11 protein-coding genes are annotated in these 21,120 nt (G+C 70.1%); all 11 read right to left on the reverse strand.

The window, feature by feature from the left end; all coding sequences use genetic code 11:
- Nucleotides 1–649 precede the first annotated feature (649 nt).
- Entirely contained in the window at nt 650–2,044 is a 1,395-nt protein-coding gene (locus QN245_RS15730; protein WP_317843621.1) for a sigma-54-dependent transcriptional regulator, read from the reverse strand.
- 82 nt (nt 2,045–2,126) lie between these two features.
- Nucleotides 2,127–4,568, reverse strand: a complete 2,442-nt coding sequence (locus QN245_RS15735; RefSeq protein ID WP_317843622.1) for an ADOP family duplicated permease — start codon at nt 4,566–4,568, stop codon at nt 2,127–2,129.
- Nucleotides 4,565–5,335: an ABC transporter ATP-binding protein gene (locus QN245_RS15740; RefSeq protein ID WP_184448199.1), complete on the reverse strand. Its 771-nt coding sequence runs from the start codon at nt 5,333–5,335 to the stop codon at nt 4,565–4,567. Before QN245_RS15740 ends, QN245_RS15735 begins: the two co-directional genes overlap by 4 nt.
- 21 nt (nt 5,336–5,356) lie before the next feature.
- A complete protein-coding gene (locus tag QN245_RS15745; protein ID WP_184448200.1) occupies nt 5,357–6,607 on the reverse strand; it encodes an efflux RND transporter periplasmic adaptor subunit in 1,251 nt (416 codons plus the stop codon).
- Between the two features lie 147 nt (nt 6,608–6,754).
- Nucleotides 6,755–7,696, reverse strand: a complete 942-nt coding sequence (locus QN245_RS15750) for a glycerophosphodiester phosphodiesterase family protein (RefSeq protein ID WP_160966297.1) — start codon at nt 7,694–7,696, stop codon at nt 6,755–6,757.
- Between the two features lie 19 nt (nt 7,697–7,715).
- Entirely contained in the window at nt 7,716–10,634 is a 2,919-nt protein-coding gene (locus tag QN245_RS15755; protein ID WP_317843623.1) for a TonB-dependent receptor, read from the reverse strand.
- A gap of 43 nt (nt 10,635–10,677) precedes the next feature.
- Complete coding sequence (locus QN245_RS21535; protein WP_425612876.1) at nt 10,678–11,151, reverse strand: DeoR family transcriptional regulator; 474 nt, start codon at nt 11,149–11,151, stop codon at nt 10,678–10,680.
- 32 nt (nt 11,152–11,183) lie between these two features.
- On the reverse strand, nt 11,184–11,843 hold the full coding sequence (locus QN245_RS15765; protein WP_317843624.1) for an HAD family hydrolase: 660 nt from the start codon (nt 11,841–11,843) through the stop codon (nt 11,184–11,186).
- A gap of 379 nt (nt 11,844–12,222) precedes the next feature.
- Complete coding sequence (locus QN245_RS15770; protein ID WP_317845381.1) at nt 12,223–17,112, reverse strand: alpha-2-macroglobulin family protein; 4,890 nt, start codon at nt 17,110–17,112, stop codon at nt 12,223–12,225.
- A 372-nt stretch (nt 17,113–17,484) separates the two neighbouring features.
- Complete coding sequence (locus tag QN245_RS15775) at nt 17,485–18,504, reverse strand: nucleoside hydrolase (protein ID WP_184644053.1); 1,020 nt, start codon at nt 18,502–18,504, stop codon at nt 17,485–17,487.
- Nucleotides 18,505–18,573: 69 nt separating this feature from the next.
- Nucleotides 18,574–20,793 (reverse strand): TonB-dependent receptor, encoded by a 2,220-nt coding sequence (locus tag QN245_RS15780; RefSeq protein WP_317843625.1) that lies wholly within the window; start codon nt 20,791–20,793, stop codon nt 18,574–18,576.
- Nucleotides 20,794–21,120 lie beyond the last annotated feature (327 nt).

Consider the following 21,120-nt stretch of genomic DNA (forward strand, 5'->3'; position numbering starts at 1 on the left):
GAAGGCTTGCGCCTCCTCCTCGCGCAGCGCGCGCTCCATCGGCTGCACCAGCAACAGGCGCCCGGCCTGGCTGCGACTGCGCAAGGCGGCGTGGCCGATCTGCCAGCGCCCCTGCTGCCGAGGAAACGCATGCGCCTGGATGCTGCCCGACGGCACGTCGAACAGGCCGGCCAGTCCCAGCGCCTGCGCGGATTGCCCGATCGCCTGCTGGGCGGCGACACCCAGCAAACGCTCGCCGGCCGGGTTGACCAGGCGCAAGCGCTGATCCTGTTCGAAGGCGAACACTGCCCCGTCCAGTGCCGCCAGGGTCTTGCTCAGCAGTTGCAGGCTTTCGTGCGAATCGCGCTGTTCGTCCTGCAGGCGTTGCGCCAGGGCGTTGAACCGTGCCAGCAGGCCGTCGGCATCGCGCGCGTCCTGCGCGGCACGCACGCTGTAGTCGCCCTCGCGCAGCGCGTCCAGCAGGCCGCCGAGGGTACGCAGGCGTTGCCCGGCATCGCGCTGCTGCCGGCGCCACAGCGCCGCGGTCAGCAGCAGCACGCACAGCAGCAAGAGCACCGCCTCGGGCAGCCGCGGCGCGCCAGCGGCAAGCACGAGGAGCAAGGCCAGCAAGGCCGGCGCCGCCAGCCACAGCGGCCGCCAACGCTGCCGCTCAGCCGCCGTCATCGCTGCGCAGGCCGTGCTTGCCCAGGCGCCGGTACAGGCTCTGCCGGGTGATGCCAAGCTGGTCGGCGGTGCGCTGCAGGTTGCCCTGCTGCTGCGCCAGCGCCTGCTTCAGCAGCAGCGCCTCGGCTTCTTCCAGGGTCAGCTGTGTCGACAGCGCGGGCGCAACGCTCGCCGCCGGCTGCAGGCGCAGGTCGTCGCTGCCCAGGATGCTGCCGTCGGCCAGCAGCGCCGCACGCTCCATCGCGTGCGCCAGCTCGCGCACGTTGCCGGGCCAGGCGTAGCCCAGCAGCGCGCGCTCGGCATCGCGCGCCAGCGTCGGCAGCGGCCGCCGATACCGCGTGCAGGCGGCAGCCAGGTAATGCCGCGCCAGCGGCAGGATGTCGGCGCCGCGTTCACGCAGCGGTGGCACCCGCACCTGGAAGGTGTTGAGCCGGTACAGCAGATCCTGGCGGAAGCGGCCGGCCGCCACTTCCGCCTCCAGGTCGGCATTGGTCGCGGCGACGATGCGCACGTCGACCCGCTGCGTGCGCGAGGAGCCGAGCCGCTCGAACTCGCCATCCTCGATCGCGCGCAGCAACTTGGGTTGCTGCTGCAGCGGCAGGTTGCCGATCTCGTCCAGGAACAGGGTGCCGCCATCGGCCAGTTCGAAGCGGCCGGCACGGTCCTGGCGCGCGTCGGTGTAGGCGCCGCGCACGTGGCCGAACAGTTCGGCCTCGAACAGGGTCGGCGCCAGCCCGCCGATGTTGACCTTGACGAAGGCCTGCGCGCGACGCGGCGACCACTGGTGCAGCAACTGCGCCAGCAGGCTCTTGCCGGTGCCGTTCTCGCCCAGCAATAACACGTTAGCGCCGCTGCCGGCGATGCGCAGCAGATCCCCGACCAGCCGCTGCATCGGTGCCGATTCGGCGACGAAATCGGCCGCGCCCTCCTGCAGCAACAGCGCCTGCGCCTCGCCGAGCCGCTGCGCGGTGCGCCGGCTACGATCCAGCGCGATGCGGCTGTCCAGCACCGCCAGCACCCGTGCGTTCTGCCAGGGCTTCTCGATGAAATCGACGGCACCCTCGCGCATCGCCGCCACCGCCACTTCGATGCTGGCCCAGGCGGTCATCGCGATCACCGGCAGCCCCGGCCATTGCGCGGCGATCTGCGCGATCAAGGCCAGGCCTTCGGCGCCGGAAGTGGTGTCGCGGGCGTAGTTCATGTCCACCAGCACCGCGGCGAATTCGTCGCCACGCAGGCAGGCCAGCGCCAGTTCCGGCGATTCGGCGCCGACCATGCCGTAGCCGGCGCTCTTGAGCAGCATGCGCAGGGCTTCGCGCACGTCGGCCTGGTCGTCGACGACGAGGATGCGCGGCAAGGGCGGTGTGCGGGCGTCGTTCATGGCGCAGAGTCTAGCGGCCGGGCGCGGTGGGCAGGCGCCACGGCCGCCGCCGTGGCATACCCGCATCGAGAGGCGAAGCGGATCATTCGGCGCGCAAGGCCTGCATCGGCGGCACCCGCGCCGCCCGCTGCGCCGGCGCCAGCGCGGCGAGCAGGCCGGCCGCGACCAGCACCAGCAGCACCGCGCCGATCGCCAACGGGTCGGCCACACGCACCTCGAACAGGAAGCGCTGCAGCAGCCGCGACACCGCCATCGCCACGCCCAGGCCCAGCAGCAGGCCCACTCCGATCTGCATGCCGGCCTCGCCCAGCACCTGCCGCCGCAGCCGTGCCGGCGGCGCGCCGAGCGCGGCGCGCACGCCGAACTCGTGCTGGCGTGCGGCCACCGCCACCGCCATCACCGCGTACAGGCCGACCGCGGCCAGCAGCAATGCCAGGGCGGCGAACAGGCCGACCAGCAGCAGGTTGAGCTTCTGCTCGCTGGTGGTGGTGGCGACCAGCGCCTGCATCGGCCGCAGGTCGGCGATCGGCTGCTGCGGCGCCACTTCGTCGATCGCCGCACGCAGCGCGCGCTCGTCGGCGCCCAGCGCGCCGGCGCGCAGATGCACCGCATAGGTCAGCGCGCCGAAACCGCGAATGATCTGCCACATCGGCTCGCTCATCTGCGCCAGCGGCTGGTACACCGTCGGCTCCGGCGGCTCGGCCGGGCTGGTATGACGCACGTCGCCGACCACGCCGACCACGCGCATCGCCAAGCGCTGGTTGCCGCCGTCATCGGGCACGGTGATGCTCTTGCCCAGCGCCTGCCCGTGCAGGTAGCGCGCGGCGAAGCTGGCGCTCACCACGCAGACCCGCTCGGCCCCAGCCACGTCGCTGTCGGCGATCCCGCGCCCGGCCAGCAAGGGGATGCGGAACACGTCGAGGAATTGCGGCGTGGCCAGCCGGTACTGGGCATCGACGGAGGGCGCACCGTTGATCTCCACGCTCCAGCTCAGCCGCGTCGCCGTCGGCGGATTGGTCGACACTCCCACGCGGTCGATGCCAGGCACCTGCTGCAGCCGCGCGACGATGCGCCGGGTCTGCTCCACCGCATCGGCCGCGGTGACGTAGCGTTCCTTCACCGGGGCCAAGGAGAACACCACCGCCGACCGGCTCTCGAAACCCATCGGCACCTCCGCCAGTTTCTGCAAGGTGCGGGTGAACAAGGCCGCGCCGATCAGCAGCACCACGGCGATGGCCACCTGTGCGATCACCAGGACGCGACCGAGGCGCCCGGCCTGCAGACTCCAGCCGCCACGCCCACCGCCAGCCAGTTCGGCGACCAGATTGCGGCGACGGCCGCGCACGATGCCCAACACGGCGGCCAGCAGCGCGGTGGCACCGCCGGCGAGCAGCGCGAACAGCGCGCTGGCGCCGGTCAGGTGCGCCGCTTCGCCGCGCATCCACATCAGCGGTACCCAGTCGCCGAGCAGGCGCAGCCCAAGCCAGGCCAGCGCCAGCCCGGCCAGGCTGCCGAGTACGCCGATCAGCACGCCTTCGGCCAGCGCCGGCAGGCTCAGCCGCAGCCACGATGCGCCCAGTGCGGCACGCACCGCGCTGTCGTGGCTGCGTCCGAGCGCGCGCAGCAGCATCAGGCTGGTCAGGTTGATCGCGGCGATCAACAGCACGCAGGCGGCCGCGGCGAAGAACAGCCACAGCGTATTGCCGCTATTGGCGGCGTACAGGCTGTCCTGCAACGGCAGCGCATTGGGCGGCCGCCGCTGCAACGAGCCCCACCACGATGCGTCCATGTGCGGGCTGTTGCGCAAAAAGGCCTTGAGCGTGGCCGCGGTCTGCGCGGAAGCCGCGGCCACGCTGACTCCGGGGCGCAACCGCGCCACCACGATCTCGTTGGTGGACAGGTTGGTCTCGGCCAGATCCGGCTGCATATTGCGGATCAGGTCGAAGGGGTCGGCCCAGGGAAAGTCCGCCGGCAGCACGCCGACGATCTGCACCGGCTTGCCTTCGACCTGCAGCATGCGCCCCACCGCCGCCGGATCGCCGCCGAAGTAGCGCTGCCAGAAGCGATGGCTGAGGATCACCGCCTGCGGCCCGCCGGGCCGGCTTTCCTCGTCGCTGAAGTTGCGCCCCGCCGCCATCGGCAGGCCGAGCGTGCGCAGGACGCCGGCATCGGCACTGATCGATGCGACCACCTCGTTGGCATCGCCGCGGGCGATGTTGGCCGGCACCGGGAACGTGCGCAGGATGCCGATCGACTGCAGGCTCGACATGCGCCGCAACACCGGGTAGTAGCCGGGCGCGGCGACATTGCGGCCGGGATCGCTGGATAGGCCGAGCGTGACCAGCCGCTCCGGCTGCGGGAACGGCAATGGCTTGAGCAAGGCCTGGTCGAGCAGCGCGAACACTGTCGTGGTGGTGGCCACGCCCAGCGCCAGGGTCAACACCGCCAGCAGCAGATAGCCGGGTTTGCGCGCCAGCGCGCGCCAGGATTGCCGCATCTCCGCCCAATGCAGGGCGGCGCTCATCGCGCCTGCTCCGCGGCGCGCACCGGCAACGCCACATCCTGCTCGTGGCGCAGCCGCTCGAAGGTGTCCTCGTCGACGATGCGGCCGTCGAGCATGTGCACGATGCGCTGCGCGCGCCGCGCGAACGCCGGGTCATGGGTGACCATGCACAAGGTGGTGCCGTTGTCGTGCAGTTGTTCCAGCAACTGCATCACCGCCTCGCCGTTGCGGCTGTCCAGATTGCCGGTGGGCTCGTCGGCAAGCAGGATCGCCGGGTTGCCCGCCAGCGCGCGCGCCACCGCCACGCGCTGCTGCTGACCGCCGGACAACTGCCCCGGATAGTGCTTGTGGCGATGGTGCATGCCGACCAGTTCCAGCACCTCGCGCACGCGCTGGCGGATCTGGCTGCGCTGGGCGCCGGAGCGGTAGGTCAGCGGCAGCGCCACGTTCTCTTCCACGGTGAGGTCGGCGATCAGGTTGAAGGCCTGGAAGATGAAGCCGATCTCGGCATTGCGGATGCGCGCGCGGCCGACCGTGTCCAGTTCGGCGACGTTGCGGCCGTTGAGCCGGTAGGTGCCGCCACTGGGCGCATCGAGCAAGCCCAGGATCGACAGCAGGGTCGACTTGCCGCAGCCGGACGGTCCGGTGATGGCGACGAAATCGCCGGGCGCCACCTCCAGCGCGATCTCGGCCAGGGCGTGCGTCTCCACTTCCTCGGTGTGGAACACCTTGCCGAGCCCGTCCAGGTGGATCAACGGCGCGGCGGATGGTGCGGGAATTGCGGTCATGCGGGGTCTCTCCTGGTCTGGCTAGCGTAAGCGCAAGGTGGCGTCGGCATTCCATTGGCTGGTGTCGGACAGCACGACGCGGTCGCCGGCGCGCAGGCCGGCACGGACTTGGATGCGGTCGCTGGAAGCGGCGCCGAAACGCACGCGAATGCGCTGCGCGGTCTGGCCGCCGTCGCGCAGCACGAACAGGCTACCGGCGGCGTTGGGCACGGCCAGCGCCGGGCGCGGGATGCTGACCACGTCGCGCAGCGTGCCGAGCACGATGCGCCCGTCCACCGACAGGTCCGGGCGCACGCCGGACGGCAGCGGCGGCGTCAGCCGCACGTCGACCACCACGCTGCCGCTGCGCACCGCTGGATCGATCCGCGCCACCTGCCCGCTGACGACGCCGTTGTGCGTGTCCACCGCGACCGGCAGGCCTTCGATCACGTCCTTGGCCAGGACCTCGGGCACCTGCAGCCGCGCCAGCAGGTCGTCCGGGCGCGCGACCCGCGCCAACTTGGCGCCGGCCTCGACACGCTGGCCGGGCTCCACGTCCACCTGCTGCAGGATGCCGTCGCTGCCGGCGCGCACCTGCAGCGCGTCGGCTTGTTGCGCGGCGATGGCCAGGGTGCTGGCGGCCTGCGCGCGCCGCGCCTGTGCCGCGCGCAACTGCGCGGCCATGTTCTGCCGGAACGCGGCCACGCGCTTGGTCTCGATGTCGGCGCGGCCGCGCTGCTGCGCCTCGACGATCTGGCTCTGGGTCAGGTCGATGTCCGAGATCGCCCCGCCATCGTGGCCGCGCCGGTAGGCCTTGGCCTTGATCTGCGCGATCTGCAGTTCGGACTCGGCCTGCGCCTGCAGCGCCTGCTGGTCCAGCAATTGCGACGCCAGTGCGGCGTGCAGTGCGGCCAGGTCGGCGTCTGCGCCAGCCAACGCGGCGCGCGCGCGATCCAGGCCGGCGTCCAGTTCCGGATTGACCAGTTGCAGGATGGGTGTGTCGGCCTGCACGCGCGCGCCGGCCTCGACCCGTTGCTGTTGCACGGTGGCCGGGGCCCCGGCGGTGATCCAGCGGATCTGCCGCGGCACCAGCACGCCACTGGCGCGGACCTCGCGGCGCATCTCGCCGCGCGTGGCCGCATCGATCCACAACTCGCTGCGCGCCACGCGCGGCGCCGCGCGGCCGCTGCCGAGCAGTGCCACGCCAAGCAATACCGCAACGGCAGCGGCCACCACCAGCCAGCGGCGGCGGTGGCGCCAGAACGAACGGTTCGGTGATTTCGCGATATCCATGCCTGCTGTGCAGCAGGCTGCGTGCCAATCGGCGAACCGCACTAACCCATTGAATCGTTTGCACTACGACCGCGACACGCGCGGTCGCCGCGTCCGCAAGCGGTCGTGCACCGACCGATTACGGACAGTGGCGCGAGCAGGTGCGGGTCAGGGCTTTTCCAGCGACGCGCGATAGCGCAGCAGCGCTTCCGGTTCGTCGGTCTGGAAGGCGCCGATGCCGGCGCGATACAGCCGCCCCCACACCGCTTCCGGATCGCGCACCGCATCGGCATCGCCGCCGACGTCGGCGACGAAGCCGTCCCACAGCGTGTTGACCAGCAGCCGCACGTGCCGCTGCTTGGCCAGGGCCGCCACCGCCGGCAACTGGGCCAGGCGCATCCGCGGCAGTTCGATCGCCACCGGCCGCACCTTGCCTTCCGTCTGGGTGCGCACGGTCTGCACCAGGTCGTCGGTGCCCGGCGGATTCAGCAGCACCGGGGTGAAGTTGACCTGGTCGAACGGCGGCATCGACGCCAGGTCCTGGCTGGCGACGCCGACCTCGGTCTTGACCACCACCTGCCGCTCCATGCCGGCGCGGCGCACCGCATCGACCACCTCGGCGTAGATCGGCGCTTTGACGTCCAGGTTGAGCATGATCCGGCCCTTGGCCGCGGCCAACATCTGCGCCAGGGTCACTGGATGCTGGTCGGTAAGCGCCGCGTCGGGACCGCCCTCGTCGTCGCGCAGGCGCAGCCGCGCCAGTTGCGGCCAGGTGAGTTCGGCGACCTTGCCGGTGCCGTCGGTGGTGCGGTCGACGGTGGCGTCGTGGAACATCACCAGGGTGCCGTCGCCGGCGCGGCGGATGTCGGTTTCGAGCATGTCCACGCCCAGCGTCACGCAGCGCTCCAGGCCCAGCAGCGAGTTCTCCGGCGCGTGCCCGGCGAAGCCGTGCGCGGGCGCGGGGTTGTGGCAGCCGCGATGGGCGACGACGAAGATGCCGCCGTCCGGTGCGGCCAGGCGCGCCTGGATCGGGGCGATGGCGGCGACGGCCGGAGCCGTCGCGGTCAGCAGTGCGGCAATGACCGCGCCGCGCGAGAAAAGCAGGTTCATGGTTGGTCTCCGGCAACGGTCACAGCGACGGGGTGAAGCGCAGGCCGAGCCAGTAGGTGGTCGGCATCGAATAACTGTCCTTCAGCAGGTTCTCGCCGGGGCCGGTCAGGCTGGTGAGGCGGCTGTGGGTGACATTGCTGATCTGGCCGACCACGCTGAGCTGCTTGCTCACCGCCCAGGTCGCCGACAGATCCAGCTGCGAGCGCGGCGCCCAGTACAGGTCCTGCCAGGCGATGTTGCTGACGATGGCGCGCAGCGCCTTGCCCTGGCGGTTGTAGGCCGCACGCAGTTCGACGCCGCCGACGGTGTAGAACAGCGAGGCGTTGGCGGTGTAGTCGGGCTGCCCGACAAGGCGATCGACAGTGCGCTGGCTCTGCACCACGTTGGGCGCGCTGCCGCTGGTGAACGGCACGTCCATGCCGCCGTCGAGCAGGGCCAGGTTGGCGCTGGCGCCCAGGCCGGACAGCGCCGGCACGCCCGGGAACAAGGTGTTGAACACCGCGCTCAGTTCCAGGCCGCGCACGTGCGCCTTGGCGGCGTTGGCCGGGGTGCTGATCAGCACGTTGGAATAGGTGGTGCCGTTGAAGCCGAACTGGTCGGTGCGCGAGAGGGTGAAGATCTCGTCCTGGATGCGCTTGTCGAACAGCGCCGCGGCGAGCATGCCGTCGAAGTCGTCGGGCAGGCGCCATTCCAGCGACAGGTCCAGGTTGGTGGACACGCGCGGCTTGATGTCGGGATTGCCGATGGTGACGGTCACGCCCTGCGCATTGGGATTGCCCATGTCGCTGCTGTTGACGAAGCTGATCGAGGTGCGCGCGGCATAGGCGTCGTAGGGCGGACGGCCAAGCGTGCGGCTGGCGCCGGCGCGCAGGTCCAGGCGATCGTTGACGTGGTAGGTCATCACCGCCGAGGGCAGCACCTTGGCGTAGCGCGAATCGGTGGGCGCATCGACGTAGACGTAGTTGCCGCTGGCCGCGTCCAGTTGCCGCTGGCGGCCGACCGTGGATTGGTCGGTATGGTCGTAGTGCAGGCCGGCTACCACGTCGACATCGTCGCTGCGGTAGCCGAGCAGGCCGTAGGCGCCGAAGATCTCCTCGCGGTGGCTGAAGTTGTCCTGGTTGCTGAAGGCGCTCTGGTCGGTGCGGTTGAACGCGCTCAGCGGGGTGGCGCTCAGCACCTGGTTGGCCTTGTCCGGATCGATCGCGATCAGGTTCAGGCCCAGGTAGCGCATCGGCGCGTTGGACGGCGCCAGCACGTCGCCGATCTTCAGCGGCGGCGCGCTGCGGTTGGGCTGGTACTCCACGCGGTAGATGTCGAAACCGGGCTCGTCGCGGGTGTAGCTCAGGCCGCTGCCGAAGCCGAAGCCGCGGTCCATCTCGCCGCGATTGAAGGCGTAGTCCAGGCGTCCGGTGAGCACCTTGTCGCGCGCATTGCGCTGGTAGTCCGGGCGCCAGTACAGCAGGCTGTAGTTGTCGTAGTCGTAGTACGACTGCGCCGACATCGGGAAACGCTGATTGAGCGCGGAGGTGTCGTAGTTGAAGCCATAGGCCGCCGTCGGCACCACGGTGACGCCGGGTCCGGTCTGTCCGGTGGGCACCGCCGCCGGGCGCTGCGCGCCGGTGACGTACTTGATCATCTTGATCGGTTCGGCATAGGTGGCATCGGACCAGGACGCGCGTGCGGACAGCACCTGCCGGTCGTCCGGGCGCCACTCGAAGCCGGTCTGGCCGAGCTTGGTGCGGGTGGTGGTGATCTGGTTGGAATAGCCCACTTCCACGTCGCCGACCGGGTAGCTGCCGCTGGTGGCGGTCTGGTTGTAGACGCGATTGCGGTTGCGCGGATCGAGGATGATCTCGTTGCGTTCCATGTTGTCGCGGAAGTAGTAGTAGCCGGCCGTGGCGTAGGCCTGCAGCGACTCGCTCAGCCGCGCCTCGAACTTGCCGGTGAGGCCGTAGCGGTCGCGCTTGTCCATCACGTACCAGTACTTGTCCTGCTGCGGCACCGCCCAGCCGTTGCCCAGGTTGGTGCCGCTCTGCAGCGCGCCGGTACTGTCGTAGAACCCGTAGTGCACCGTGTCGGTGGTCATGTGGGTTTCGGTGTAGCTGCTCAGCGTCTGGTAGTTGCCGGACAGGGTCAGGCCGTACTGGCCTTCGCTGCCGAAGGTACGGCTGCCGGTGGCAAGCACGCGGTAGCCCGGGTCGTCCTGGTCGCGCGGCTTGCCGACGTCGTTGGCATGGCCCAGCGACGCCTCGGCGGTGAAGAACGGCTTGCCGCCGTTCTCGAACGCGCTGCGGGTCTTGAGGTTGATCGCGCCGCCGGTGGCGTTCGGATCCAGGTCGGGGGTGAAGGTCTTGATGACCTGCAGTTCGCTGACCATCGAGGCCGGCAGGATGTCCAGGCGCACGCCGCGGGTGATCGAGCCGAGCGTGCCGTTGGGCGTGCCCGGCGAGGCCACGGTCAGGCCGTCGATGGTGACGTTGTTGTAGGACGGGCCGAGGCCGCGCAGCACCGGGGTGGCGGCTTCGTCGCGCGGATGCTCGTTGTCGGTGGCCGGCAGGACGGACAGGCCCGGAATGCGGCGCAGCGCCTCGACGATGGTGGTGTCCGGCAGCGCGCGCACGTCGGTGGAGCTGACCACGTCGGTGATGTTGGTGGCCGCGCGCTTGCTCTCGATCGCCGCGGCATTGGCCTTGCGCACGCCGGTGACCTGCACGCTGGACAGCGTGGTGGTGCCGTCGCCGTTGGAAGCATCGTTGGGCGGGGTGTCGGGCGTGGTGTCGCCGACGGCCGGCGCGGTAGCGGTGGAGGCAGCGACGGCGCTGGCGTCGGCGGCGACCGTCGCCGTGGTGGACGCGGCGTCCTGCGCCAGCGCGGCCTGGCAGCTGGCGGCGAGCGCGCAGACGATCAGCGCGCGGCGCCGATAAGTGAGTGGTTGCATTGCGATGTCCCCTGGTTGACTGAATTAAGTAACTTAAAGTTTGTTATTTAATCCCAGGGATATGACGAAACGATGGCGTTGTGTGGAAGGCGTGAAGACACAGCCGTCTCTGCCCGCCGGCGCGGCCGGCGGCCGCCTGCAATGTGGTGCGATGCGGCAGGCACGATTGGCGGGCGATCGGCACCTGCCGTTCCCGCAGCGGTTGCCCGAAACGCAGAAGCCGCCGGATGACGGCCCGGCCCAGACCGTGGCCGCGGCCGCAGCGCGGTGCACTTGCGCCGCCTGCGTGGCGAAGGTAGCGCGCGCTTGCGCTCGGCATGCTCGGCCTGGCGCTGCGGCAGCGGCGCGGACGCCGGCGTTGGCGGCAGCGCCCCACCGTAGACCCGCCGGCACAGCCCTGCGCGGCGAGTTCGCGCAGGTCGCGGCGGATCGACTCCTCGGCCACGGCGAAGCGCTCCGTCAGTTCCGCCGCCACCACTCGGCCGTGCTCGCGCAGGCGCTGCAGGATCGCCTGCAACCGCTCCTGCGGCAGCGTGTCGCGCTCGCCGCTCAGGGCGCCGCGGCGCCGGCGCGCGGCGGCAGCAGGTCCAGCGCGACCAGCTCCTCGCGCAACGCCGCGGCATCGCGAAACTGCAGCGCATGCATGCCGGTGGCAGCCGCGGCCTGGACATTGCGCGGCGCATCGTCGATGAACACCGCCCGCGCCGGGTCGATCGCGAAGCGTTCGCACAGCAGCGCGAAGATCGCCGGGTCCGGCTTGAGCAGGCGTTCTTCGCCCGACACCAGCACGCCCTCGAACCACTGCAGGAACGGATAGCGTTCGCGCGCGATCGGGAAGGTCTCGTGCGACCAGTTGGTCAACGCGTACAGCCGCACCCCCTGCCCGCGCAGTTCGTCCAGCACCGCCACGGTGGCGTCCAGCGCGCCGCCCAGCATCTCTGGCCAGCGCGCGTGGTAGGCCGCGATCAGCGGCGCATGCGCCGGATGCTGCGCGCTCAGTTCGGCCACCGCCTCGTGCCACGGTCGCCCGGCATCCTGGCGCTCGTTCCACTGCGGGCTGCACACCTCGCGCAGGAAGGTTTCCATCGCGGTTTCGTCGTCGAACAGGCGGCGGTACAGATGGCGCGGGTTCCAGTCGATCAGGACGCCGCCGAGATCGAACACCACCGTGTCGAGGTGGGACGCGGCGGACGGGGGGGACGCGGGCATGACGGGCTCCAGGGAACGGAAGGGGAACGCAGCGGCGGAGCAGGCGCGCATTGGCGGCGGCCGGCAGCAGCGCCGCCACCGCGGCCACTGCTGGCGGCAGGCCGATGGCGACGGCGGCTGCAGCGCGATCGGTGCGGCGCTCATGGTAGCCGTCCCTTCCGGCTGACATCTCTGGCCGGCGTACCCTCACCCCCAGCCCCTCTCCCGGGGGGAGAGGGGAGTTTGGTGCGGCGTCGCTGTTGGGCATCCTGGCGGTCGTACCCTCACCCCAGCCCCTCTCCCGCAGGGAGAGGGGAGTTTGGTGCGGCGTCGCTGTTGGGCGTCCTGGCGGTCGTACCCTCACCCCCGGCCCCTCTCCCGCAGGGAGAGGGGCGTTGGATCAAGGCTGCACGACGTTGATCGTGCCGGGGTTGCTGCGCCCCACGCCGCGCAGGTCGGGGCGGTACATGTCCTCGACCAGCGACGGCGGCACCGTGTAGGTGCCCGGGGTCACCGCGCGCACCAGGTAGAACACCTGCGCCTTGCTGCCCGCCGACAGGCTCAGCGCGGCCACGTAGCGGTCGTCGCGGAACTCCTCGTGCTTGACGTCGGCGGCGTTGGAACGGTCGCTGATCTCGATGCCATCCACCACCACGTCGGCCCACTGCTTGGCGTCGCCCAGGTTGAAGTTCTCGATCTCCAGGCCGGCCGGTAGCAGGTCGGTCAGCAGTGCGTCGGGCATGCTGGTGTCGGAGGTGATGGTGACACGCACGATCAGCGCCTCGCCCTCCTTCAGCGGCTGCGGCGTCCACGGCTTGCCGTCGGTGCCGTAGAAGCTGCGCTCCACCTTCAGCGTGCTGTCGTCGGCCGCCGGCGGCGTGCGCGGCACGCCGGCGATTTCCAGGCTGGCGTACAGCGGCGGCTGGCCCTGCGGCACGAAGTGCACGCCGCGCGCCAGCTCGGCCTCGTCGAACTGACGGCCGAAGGCCTTGGCCGGGGCGATCGTTTCGCTGCTGTCGCCGACATTCAACTGCCCGGAGACCTGCGCCGTCTGGCTGTTGAGCAAGGCCTTGCCCATGCGCGCCAGCGCCACCTGCTCCTGCGTGCTCAGCCACAGCCAGCCGCCACGGCGGCGCGCGTCGATCTCGCGCCCCAGCGCCATCACCCGCGCGTCGTACTCGGGCTTGGCCAGGCCACGCTCGTGCAGCAGCGCGATCATCAGCGCATCGTCGCGGACCACGCTGCCGTAGTCGCCGAAGTAGCGCGGCCGGTCGGCGCTGTCCTTGGCGAAACCGGCGGCGATCGCCGCCTCGCCGCGCTTCTTGTCGCCCTGCAGCGACAGCGCCACGCCCAGGTGCACCAGCGACAGACCGGTCAGCGCCTTGCTGCGGTCGTTGTCGTACAGCGCGCGCAGCGTGCCCAGCGGCGCACGGTTGACCCGCGCCAGCACGTAGCCGGACCAGGCCTGGTTGGCGAACTTCAGGTTCTCGCGGCGGTCCTGGCCGTAGAAGTTGTTGCCGCCGGACAGCAGGTCCTCGCTGAGCCGGTTCAACGCCTTCTGCAGCACGTTGTCGGGCACCGCGAAGCCGGCGTCCTTGGCGTCGAGCAGGAACTCGGCGATGTACGGGGTCAGCCCCGGATTGACGTAGCCGTCGTCGCCCCACATCGAGAAGTGACCGCTGGAGACCTGCATCGAGGCCAGCCGTCCGAACGCGCCTTCCATGCGCGCGCGGCGCGTGGCCGCATCCAGGCCCTTGACCCCGAGCAGGCGCGCGGTGGCGTCGTCGAGCAGCAGCGCGGCGTAGCCCTTGCTGGTGGTCTGCTCGGCGCAGCCGTAGGGGTACTGCAGCGCGCCCTGCAGGGCACTGGCGAACGGGATCGGCGGCAAGGCGCTGACCAGCATGCGCGCGTTGACCGAGCCGGCCATCAGGCCTTCGGCATCGCTGGCGCCCAGGGTCACCGGCGCCAACGGGTCGAGCACGCGGGTCTGCGTGCGCAGCACCGACGGCCACGCCGCACGCACCGGCAGGTCGTAGCGGCGGTCGGCGGCAAAACCATTGCCTTCCACGCGCACCCGCACCTTGGCCACCGTATAGCCCTCCTGCGCCACCAGCGGGAAGCTCAGGGTGGCCTTGCCGTCCTTGCCCAGCTTGGCGCTGCGCGCGTTGTCGGCGATCGCCAGCGGACCTTCGCCATCCACCCGCACCTTGAACTCGCCCGGCTGGCCGGTGAAGTTCTGCACGTCCAGGGTCACCGTGCTGCGGTCGCCCGGCGCCATCACCCGCGGCATGCTGGCCTCGGCCACGATCGGCGCGCGCACCAGCGTCTCCACGTCGCGGTTGCCGTAGCGCTCGTCCGAATAGACCAACGCCGACACGCGCAGGGTGCCGTTGAAGTCCGGTACCGGCAGCTGCACGCGGGCGTTGCCCTTGGCGTCGAGCTGCACCGGGCCGGAGAACAGGTCCACGGTCTGCACCCGCGCGGTCGGGCGCTTGGCCTGCGGCAACGCCGCCAGCGCCATGTCGCCGCCGAAGCGCAGCTTGCCGGTGCCGCCCTCGAAGCTCTCGATGACCCGGCCATAGATGTCGTAGGCATCCACGCCCAGGCCCCGCTGCGCGAAGAACTGCGCGTTGGCGTCCGGCACCGGGAAGCGGGTGATGTTGAGGATGCCCACGTCCACCGCGGAGATGGTCACGTGCGCCTGCTTGCCGGCCAGTTCCGGCACGCTCACCGTCACCGGCAGCGGCTGCTCCGGGCGCATCTGCTTGGGTGCGACCAAGCCCACCGCCACGCGCCGGGCCTTGCGGTCCATCGGCACGTAGGCTACGCCGACCGCGCGCGCCGGGGTGATCTTGCTCGGCGCCGAGCCGCCGCGGAACACCAGTGCGGTGACGTAGACGTCGTGGCGCTCCCAGTCCTTGGTCACCGGGATCTCGAAACTGCTGCCCGGCTTCACGTCGATGTCCTGCACGTACAGCATGCGGTCGCTCTCGACCATCAACACGCCGGGGCCGGCGTGCGGCGGGGTCAGGGTGACCTTGAGCGTGTCGCCCGCCTTGTAGCCGGTCTTGTCCAGCGCCAGCTTGACCTTGTCCGGACGCGCATCGAGGCCGCGGTTGTCGTCGTTCCAACTCCAGCCGGCATGGAACGGATAGCGCGTGGTCAGGCCGGTGGCCGGGTCGAACACGTCCACCCGGTACTCGCCCCACTCCACCGGGAAATCAAACTTGGCGGCGCTGGCACCGGCATCGACGGTGAGCGTCTGCTTGTTCTCGAAGCGGCGGGTGAAATCGTAGTCCCAGCGGTTGTCGGTGAACGCCCAGTGGTAGTCGCGCAGCTCGCGCACCAGGGTCACCTTCAGGCCCTTGGCCGGCTGCGGCTTGCCCTGCGCATCCACCCGCATCAGTTCGAAGCGCGCGTTGGCGTTGGCGTCGGCGCCGTCCTTGTCGTCGAACAGCGGGCGTACGCCGACCAGCGCCGGTGCTGGCCACAGCACGCGCTTGAGGGTGCGGGTGACGGTGCGGCCGCCGGTCTCGTACACACTGGCCGAGACCAGCGCGGCGATGGTGCTGGTCGGCTTGGCCTCGTCGGGCAGCGCCAGGTCCTCGCTGAGCTTGCCGTCGGCGCCGAACTCGGTATCGACGATGTCCTTGGCTTCGCGCGGCAACTGCAGGGTCGGGTCGCCGAAGAAGTAGCCCGGCAACGCCTCCACCGGATGCTGCTCGACCGCCACCGCCAGCTTGGCGGTGAAGCGGTTGCCCGCGGCCGGCGCGCCGTACAGGTAGGCGGCGGTGGCCTGCAGCTTGAACGGCTCGCCCGGCTTGAGCGTCTTCTGCGCGCTGTCCAGGTCCAGCTTCATGCGCTCGGGCAGGAATTCCTCGATGCGCAGGGTCATGCCCTGCACCGCTTCCTTGCTGGTCGGGTCGGTGCGGAACTCCACCTGCCAGCGCCCGGTCGGGGCGTCGGCGGGGATCAGTTGCTCGAAGCTGAAATAGCCCTGGTCGCCCGGCTGCAGCCGGGTCTCGCGGAAGATCTTGCCGTCGGGCTGCTTCAGCCGCAGGAACACCGGCTGCGCGCCCTTGCCGGTGGTCGGCACCGGCTTGCCGTCGTTGTCGCGCAGCAGCGCCGACACCCGCACGGTCTCGCCGGGGCGGTACAGGTCGCGGCCGGACCAGGCGAACACGTCGAACCAGGCGTTCTCGCGCCCGGCCACCGCGAACTCGCTCAGGTCCAACGCCGGCTGGTTGAACGGCAGCATCGACAGGTCGGTGCCGCTGCGCGCCACCAACACCTGGCCGGCGTCGAGCGTGTAGTTCAACAGCGCGTTGCCGTTGTCGTCGGTCTGGCCCTTCAGGAACAGCTCGCCGTCGGCGTTGAGCACGCGCAACTCCACCTTCTTCAACGGCTCGCCGCTCTGCAGCGAGGCGGTGTGGACGAACAGCTTGTCCTTGTAGGCGCGCGCATGCAGGCCGATGTCGCTGACCGTGAAGAAGGCAGTGTCGTACTCGTTGTCGAACTTGCCGGGGCGGCGCAGCACCGCGAAGTACAGGCCCGGCGCCTGCAGTTCCTTGATCTCCTGGATCGGCAGGTAGGTCAGCGCGCGCTCGTTCTTGTCGCCGCCGAGCACGAAGCGGTTGGTATAGACCGAATCGGCCAGTTGCGAGATCGGGGTGTGGTCGCCGTAGTCGCTGTCCAGCTCCCAGGTGCCGCGGCGGCCGCCGCGCTGGTACTGGGCGAAGAACGCCGGCAGCGCGCTGTCCTTGACCCGCATGAACTCCACGTCCACTTCCGGCACGTTGAGCGAGACCACCGGCAGGCCGCGGCTCTCGCGCGCCGGCAGCACACTGCCCTGCGAGGCGAAGCCGACGGCCGGCGTCAACTCGCCGGTATAGACCTTCTGCTTGAGCGGCTTGCCCAGGCGGCTGCCGTCGGCCGCCAGCAGGTCGGCCGAGATCACCACCGTGTAATCCTTGGCCGCCTCCACGTAGGGGTAGCGCAGGGTCTTGCCGTCGTCGGACAGCGACCAGGCGCTCTCGTCGGTGCCGACCTTCTCCTCAAAGCGCAGCAGCTTGTCGAAATCCTGGGTGCCGACCAGCGGCCGCGAGAACTCCAGCGCCAGCGACAGCCCGTCGCCCTTCTGGTCAGGATAGGCGCGGACCAGGCCGAAGCCCTTCATCGCTTCCTTCTGCCCCTTCACCGGCTCGCCGCTGGCCTCGGGCAACTGCCCGGATTCGTTGCGCTTGCAGCCGCCCAGCGCAAGCGCCAGACCCAGCAACAAGAAAGTCCCCATCAACCCTGCGCGCAGGCCCGCCCAGCGCCGCTTCGAATCCGTGTGCATGCGTTCGCTCCGTGAATGTGGCGCGAGTATAAAGCGCCGGCGCGACGGCTGGAGGGGCGAAGGTGCACCATCCATCGGCGTGTGCGCGGCAAGCTACCGTCGGCGCGGAAACACGCCCGGCAACCATGCCGACGATCCCCGTGGAGCCCCCGTAGGAGCGGCTTCAGCCGCGACAGGCATTCCCGGGAAAGCCCGTCGCGGCTGAAGCCGCTCCTACCCCCTGAACGAATGGCCAATGGCTCCGCCCGTCGCGACCCAACGTCGCTCCAACCATGGCCTCATGGCAAAGCAATCCTTACACCGCCAGGTGTCGGCGCCCTAACCTCAGCGCAGCAGCCGCTGCATGTACAGCGCGATCAGCCGCGGCCGATCCAGCGCCAGGCACACCTGGGCATTGGCCGCAGCGCCCGGCGCGCCCGCCGCCGGCGCTTCGCGGGTGTAGCCCTTGTCGTCGACCACGATGCGCAGCGGCACGGTGGGGCACAGGCTGGGGTCGAGCAACTGCGCCACCGGCACCACGTCGAACAGGGTCGGGGTGGCGCTGGCCCAGGGCTGGTCGGTGTCGCGCCACTGATAGTAGAGCTGTGCCAGCGCGTCGGTCAGCGGCTCGCCATGGGCGAACAGCGCCACCCGTTCCGGCTCCTCCAAGGTCACTTGGGTGGCATCCAGCGGCAGCATCACGATCGGCACGCCGGCGGCGAACACGCGCTGCGCGGCGGCGATGTCGGCCGCGATGTTGTACTCGGCCGCCGGCGGATTGGGCGGGCGGTAGCGCGACTTGCCGTAGCCCACACGCACCGAGCCGCCCATCAGCACCACCTGCTTGAGCTGGGCGAAGCCGGCCGGGTCGCGCTGCTGCGCGCGCGCCGCGTCGGTCAGCGGGCCGAGCACCAGCAGGGTGACCTCGCCGGGATGGCGCCGCGCCTGCGCCAGGATGAAAGCGGCCGCGTCCGGCGCCGCCGCAGGCAGGCGGCCCTTCGCCGCCCAGCGCGCCTGGCTGAAGGGAATGCTGCTGGTGGTGCGCTGGCCGATCGCCAGCGGGATGTCGCTGCGGCCGGCCTGCTGCAGCAGCCGTTGCAGCAATTGCGCGCGCAGGCCGGTGTCGCCCCAGGCCGAGGCGATGCCCAGCACCTGCAGCTCCGGGCTGCGCAACAGCAGCGCCAGCGCGAACGCATCGTCGATGTCGTCGCCGATGTCGGTGGAGACGATCACTTTCTGCACGGGCGTAGCGGATGCGCCCGCGTCCTGCGGCGGCGCGACGGCCGCGGGGCGCACCGCCCCTGCGGCAGCCGCGGACGCGGTGGCCAGCAGCGCCAATGCCCCCCATCGGATCAGATTGCGCATGCACCTCTCCCAAAAAAGAACCGCCGGCATGATAGCCGGCGGTCGGTCTTGCAACGGCGAGGCCGCGGATCAGAAGTTGGCGCGGAACTGCGCGCCGACGATGCGCGGATCGTTGATGAAGCCGGTGAGGTTGTTGAAGTCGATCGCACCGGTGGCGCGGATCTGGTTGGTGCAGTTGCGGCAGAACACCGAGACCTCGTATGCACCGGCGCCCCAGTTGTAGCCGATCTTGGCACCGCCCTCGAGCAGCGGCTGACCGACGAACTCGCGCGAGTCGTACAGGAAGAAGTTGATCTCGCTGCGGTAGGACCAGTCGGTGAAGAAGAAGAACTCGGCGTCGTCGCCGACCGGGATGCCGTAACGCAGGGTCGCGTTGCCCATCCACTTGGCCGCCTGCGGCAGCACGTTGCCGTCGATCAGCGCGCGGCCGGAGGCATTGATCGGATCGGTCACGGTGCAGGTGCGGCACACGCCCACCGACAGGGTCGGGTCCTCGATGCGGGTCCAGTTGTAGGCACCGCCCAGGGTCACGCGCAGGTTCTGGGTCAGCAGCGCTTCGAAGTCGAACTCGGCACCGCGCGCCTTGGAGGTATCGGCGTTGAGCAGGCGCACGTCGTTGGAAGCGCCGCCGACCGCGGTCAACTGCTGGTTCTTCACCCGGAAGTCGTAGACGTCGAAGCTCAACCGCGCGCGCTTGTCGAACAGGTCGGACTTGATGCCGACCTCGAACGAGTCCACGGTCTCCGGCGCGGCCACGGTCAGCGGTGCGGTGGCCGACGGCACGCCGAAGCTGGCGCCGCGGAAGCCGCGGGCGGCGCGCGCATAGACGTTGACGTTGTCATTGATCGTGTAGGTGGCGCTGAGGTCGCCGGTGACCTTGGAGTTGTCGGTGCTGCCGCTGGAGGGCTGCTGCAGGGTCACGCGGTCCAGTTGGAGGACGTCGAAGATCTTCTTGTCGTAGGTGTAGCGGATGCCGGCGCGCAGGTTCAGGCGCTCGGTGGCCGCGTAGTTCAGCGAGCCGAACGCCGCCCACGAGGTGTTGCGCTGGCGGGTCAGCTGGTAGCTGGACAGGGTGCCGCCGGCCAGGGTGTTGTAGGTGTAGTTTTCGCCCTCCACCGAATCGTGGAAGTAGTACAGACCGGCCTGCCAGTTCAGCGGACCGGCGTACTGCGACTCGGCGCGCAGCTCCTGCGAATACTGGTCCAGGTTCTTGATGCCGCCGGCGGTCTCCACCGGGAACGGGATCACCCCGGGGCCGGACGGCGGCGCGAACACCGCGCCGTAGCCGCCGTCGATGTCGCCGCGGCTGTAGTACTTGCCGATGCCCTCGTAGCCGGTGATCGAGTGCAGCACGATGTCGCCCAGGTCCCAGGTCAGGTTGGCGCTGCCGCCGTAGGTCTGCAGTTCCTGGGTGTTCTTGCCGTCGATGGACACCTTGTCCGGGTCGAAGCCGGCGACCAGCTGGTTGGTGCCCGGCTGGAAGATGTTGGCGCGGAACAGCCGCGCGGTGCCGTAGAGGTGGCGCGCGTGCGCGTTGAACAGCGCGCTGAAGTCCTCGCCCGGCTGGAACAGCACCTGCAGGCGCACTGCCGAGTCCATGTAGCCTTCGAAGGAGCGGTTGTCGACGGTGTTGTCGACCCAGTCGCCGCGGCGCTGGCCCAGCGCCGACAGGCGCGCGGCCCACTTGTCGCCCATGGCCACGCTCAGGCCGGTTTCCATGGTCATGGTGCCGTAGGTGCCGTAGGACAGGCTGGCGTAGCCGTCGTTGGCGCCGATGGTCGGCTTGACCGAGTTGAACTTGACCACGCCGGCGGGGGTGTTGCGGCCGAACAGCGTGCCCTGCGGACCGCGCAGCACTTCCAGGCTCTGCAGGTCGAAGATCGGGAAGCCCTTCAGGAACGCGTTCTCGGCGACCACGTCGTCATAGATCAGCGACACCGGCTGCGAGGCGTAGGTGTTGAAGTCGGTGTTGCCGTAGCCGCGGATGTAGAAGCGCGGGAACACCCGGCCGTTGGACGACTCGACATTGAGGCTGGGCGCCTTGCCCGCAAGCACGCGCACGTCCGAGCCGCTGGTGGCGATGGCGTCCAGGTATTCCGGGCGCAGCACGCTGGCCGACACCGGCACGTCCTTGGAGTCCTCGGCGCGGCGCTCGGCGGTGACCTTGATCGTGTCCAGACGGGCGACCCCGTCGGTGCTGTCCGCCTGCTGGGCGGCGGCGGGGAACGAAAGCGCGGAAACGACGGCAACGGCAAGCGCACTGGCGCGCAGCGACCAACTGGCAGACATGGGAACTCCGGGATGGGTGGGCGTAATCGGGAGCGCGCCGAGTCCTTGCCGCGCCGCAGCATAATTAACACAAAATATACAACCTGCGGCGGCCGGCGTCACCTGGTGGGGCCGGGATTTGGGATTGGGGAGTTGGGATTGGCAACAGCGGGGCTGGCGCTGGAGCTGGGCCTGAGGGCCCGGGCCGACCTCCCGGATTGCGGTAGTCGCCTTTCGTCGCGTCGGGACTGAAGTCCCTCCCACAGGGCTGCCCTCCCCTGTGGACGTATCAGGCTGGCGAGGTGCCCCACCTGTACCCGCCTGTAGGAGCGGCTTCAGCCGCGACGA

It is taken from the genome of Xanthomonas rydalmerensis (genome assembly GCF_033170385.1).
GTDB lineage: Bacteria > Pseudomonadota > Gammaproteobacteria > Xanthomonadales > Xanthomonadaceae > Xanthomonas_A > Xanthomonas_A rydalmerensis.

Coding starts and splice junctions, on each gene's coding strand:
- QN245_RS15730 (WP_317843621.1), bottom strand. CDS start 2,044: ATGAACGACGCCCGCACACCGCCCTTGCCGCGCATCCTCGTCGTCGAC.
- QN245_RS15735 (WP_317843622.1), bottom strand. CDS start 4,568: ATGAGCGCCGCCCTGCATTGGGCGGAGATGCGGCAATCCTGGCGCGCG.
- QN245_RS15740 (WP_184448199.1), bottom strand. CDS start 5,335: ATGACCGCAATTCCCGCACCATCCGCCGCGCCGTTGATCCACCTGGAC.
- QN245_RS15745 (WP_184448200.1), bottom strand. CDS start 6,607: ATGGATATCGCGAAATCACCGAACCGTTCGTTCTGGCGCCACCGCCGC.
- QN245_RS15750 (WP_160966297.1), bottom strand. CDS start 7,696: ATGAACCTGCTTTTCTCGCGCGGCGCGGTCATTGCCGCACTGCTGACC.
- QN245_RS15755 (WP_317843623.1), bottom strand. CDS start 10,634: ATGCAACCACTCACTTATCGGCGCCGCGCGCTGATCGTCTGCGCGCTC.
- QN245_RS15765 (WP_317843624.1), bottom strand. CDS start 11,843: ATGCCCGCGTCCCCCCCGTCCGCCGCGTCCCACCTCGACACGGTGGTG.
- QN245_RS15770 (WP_317845381.1), bottom strand. CDS start 17,112: ATGGGGACTTTCTTGTTGCTGGGTCTGGCGCTTGCGCTGGGCGGCTGC.
- QN245_RS15775 (WP_184644053.1), bottom strand. CDS start 18,504: ATGCGCAATCTGATCCGATGGGGGGCATTGGCGCTGCTGGCCACCGCG.
- QN245_RS15780 (WP_317843625.1), bottom strand. CDS start 20,793: ATGTCTGCCAGTTGGTCGCTGCGCGCCAGTGCGCTTGCCGTTGCCGTC.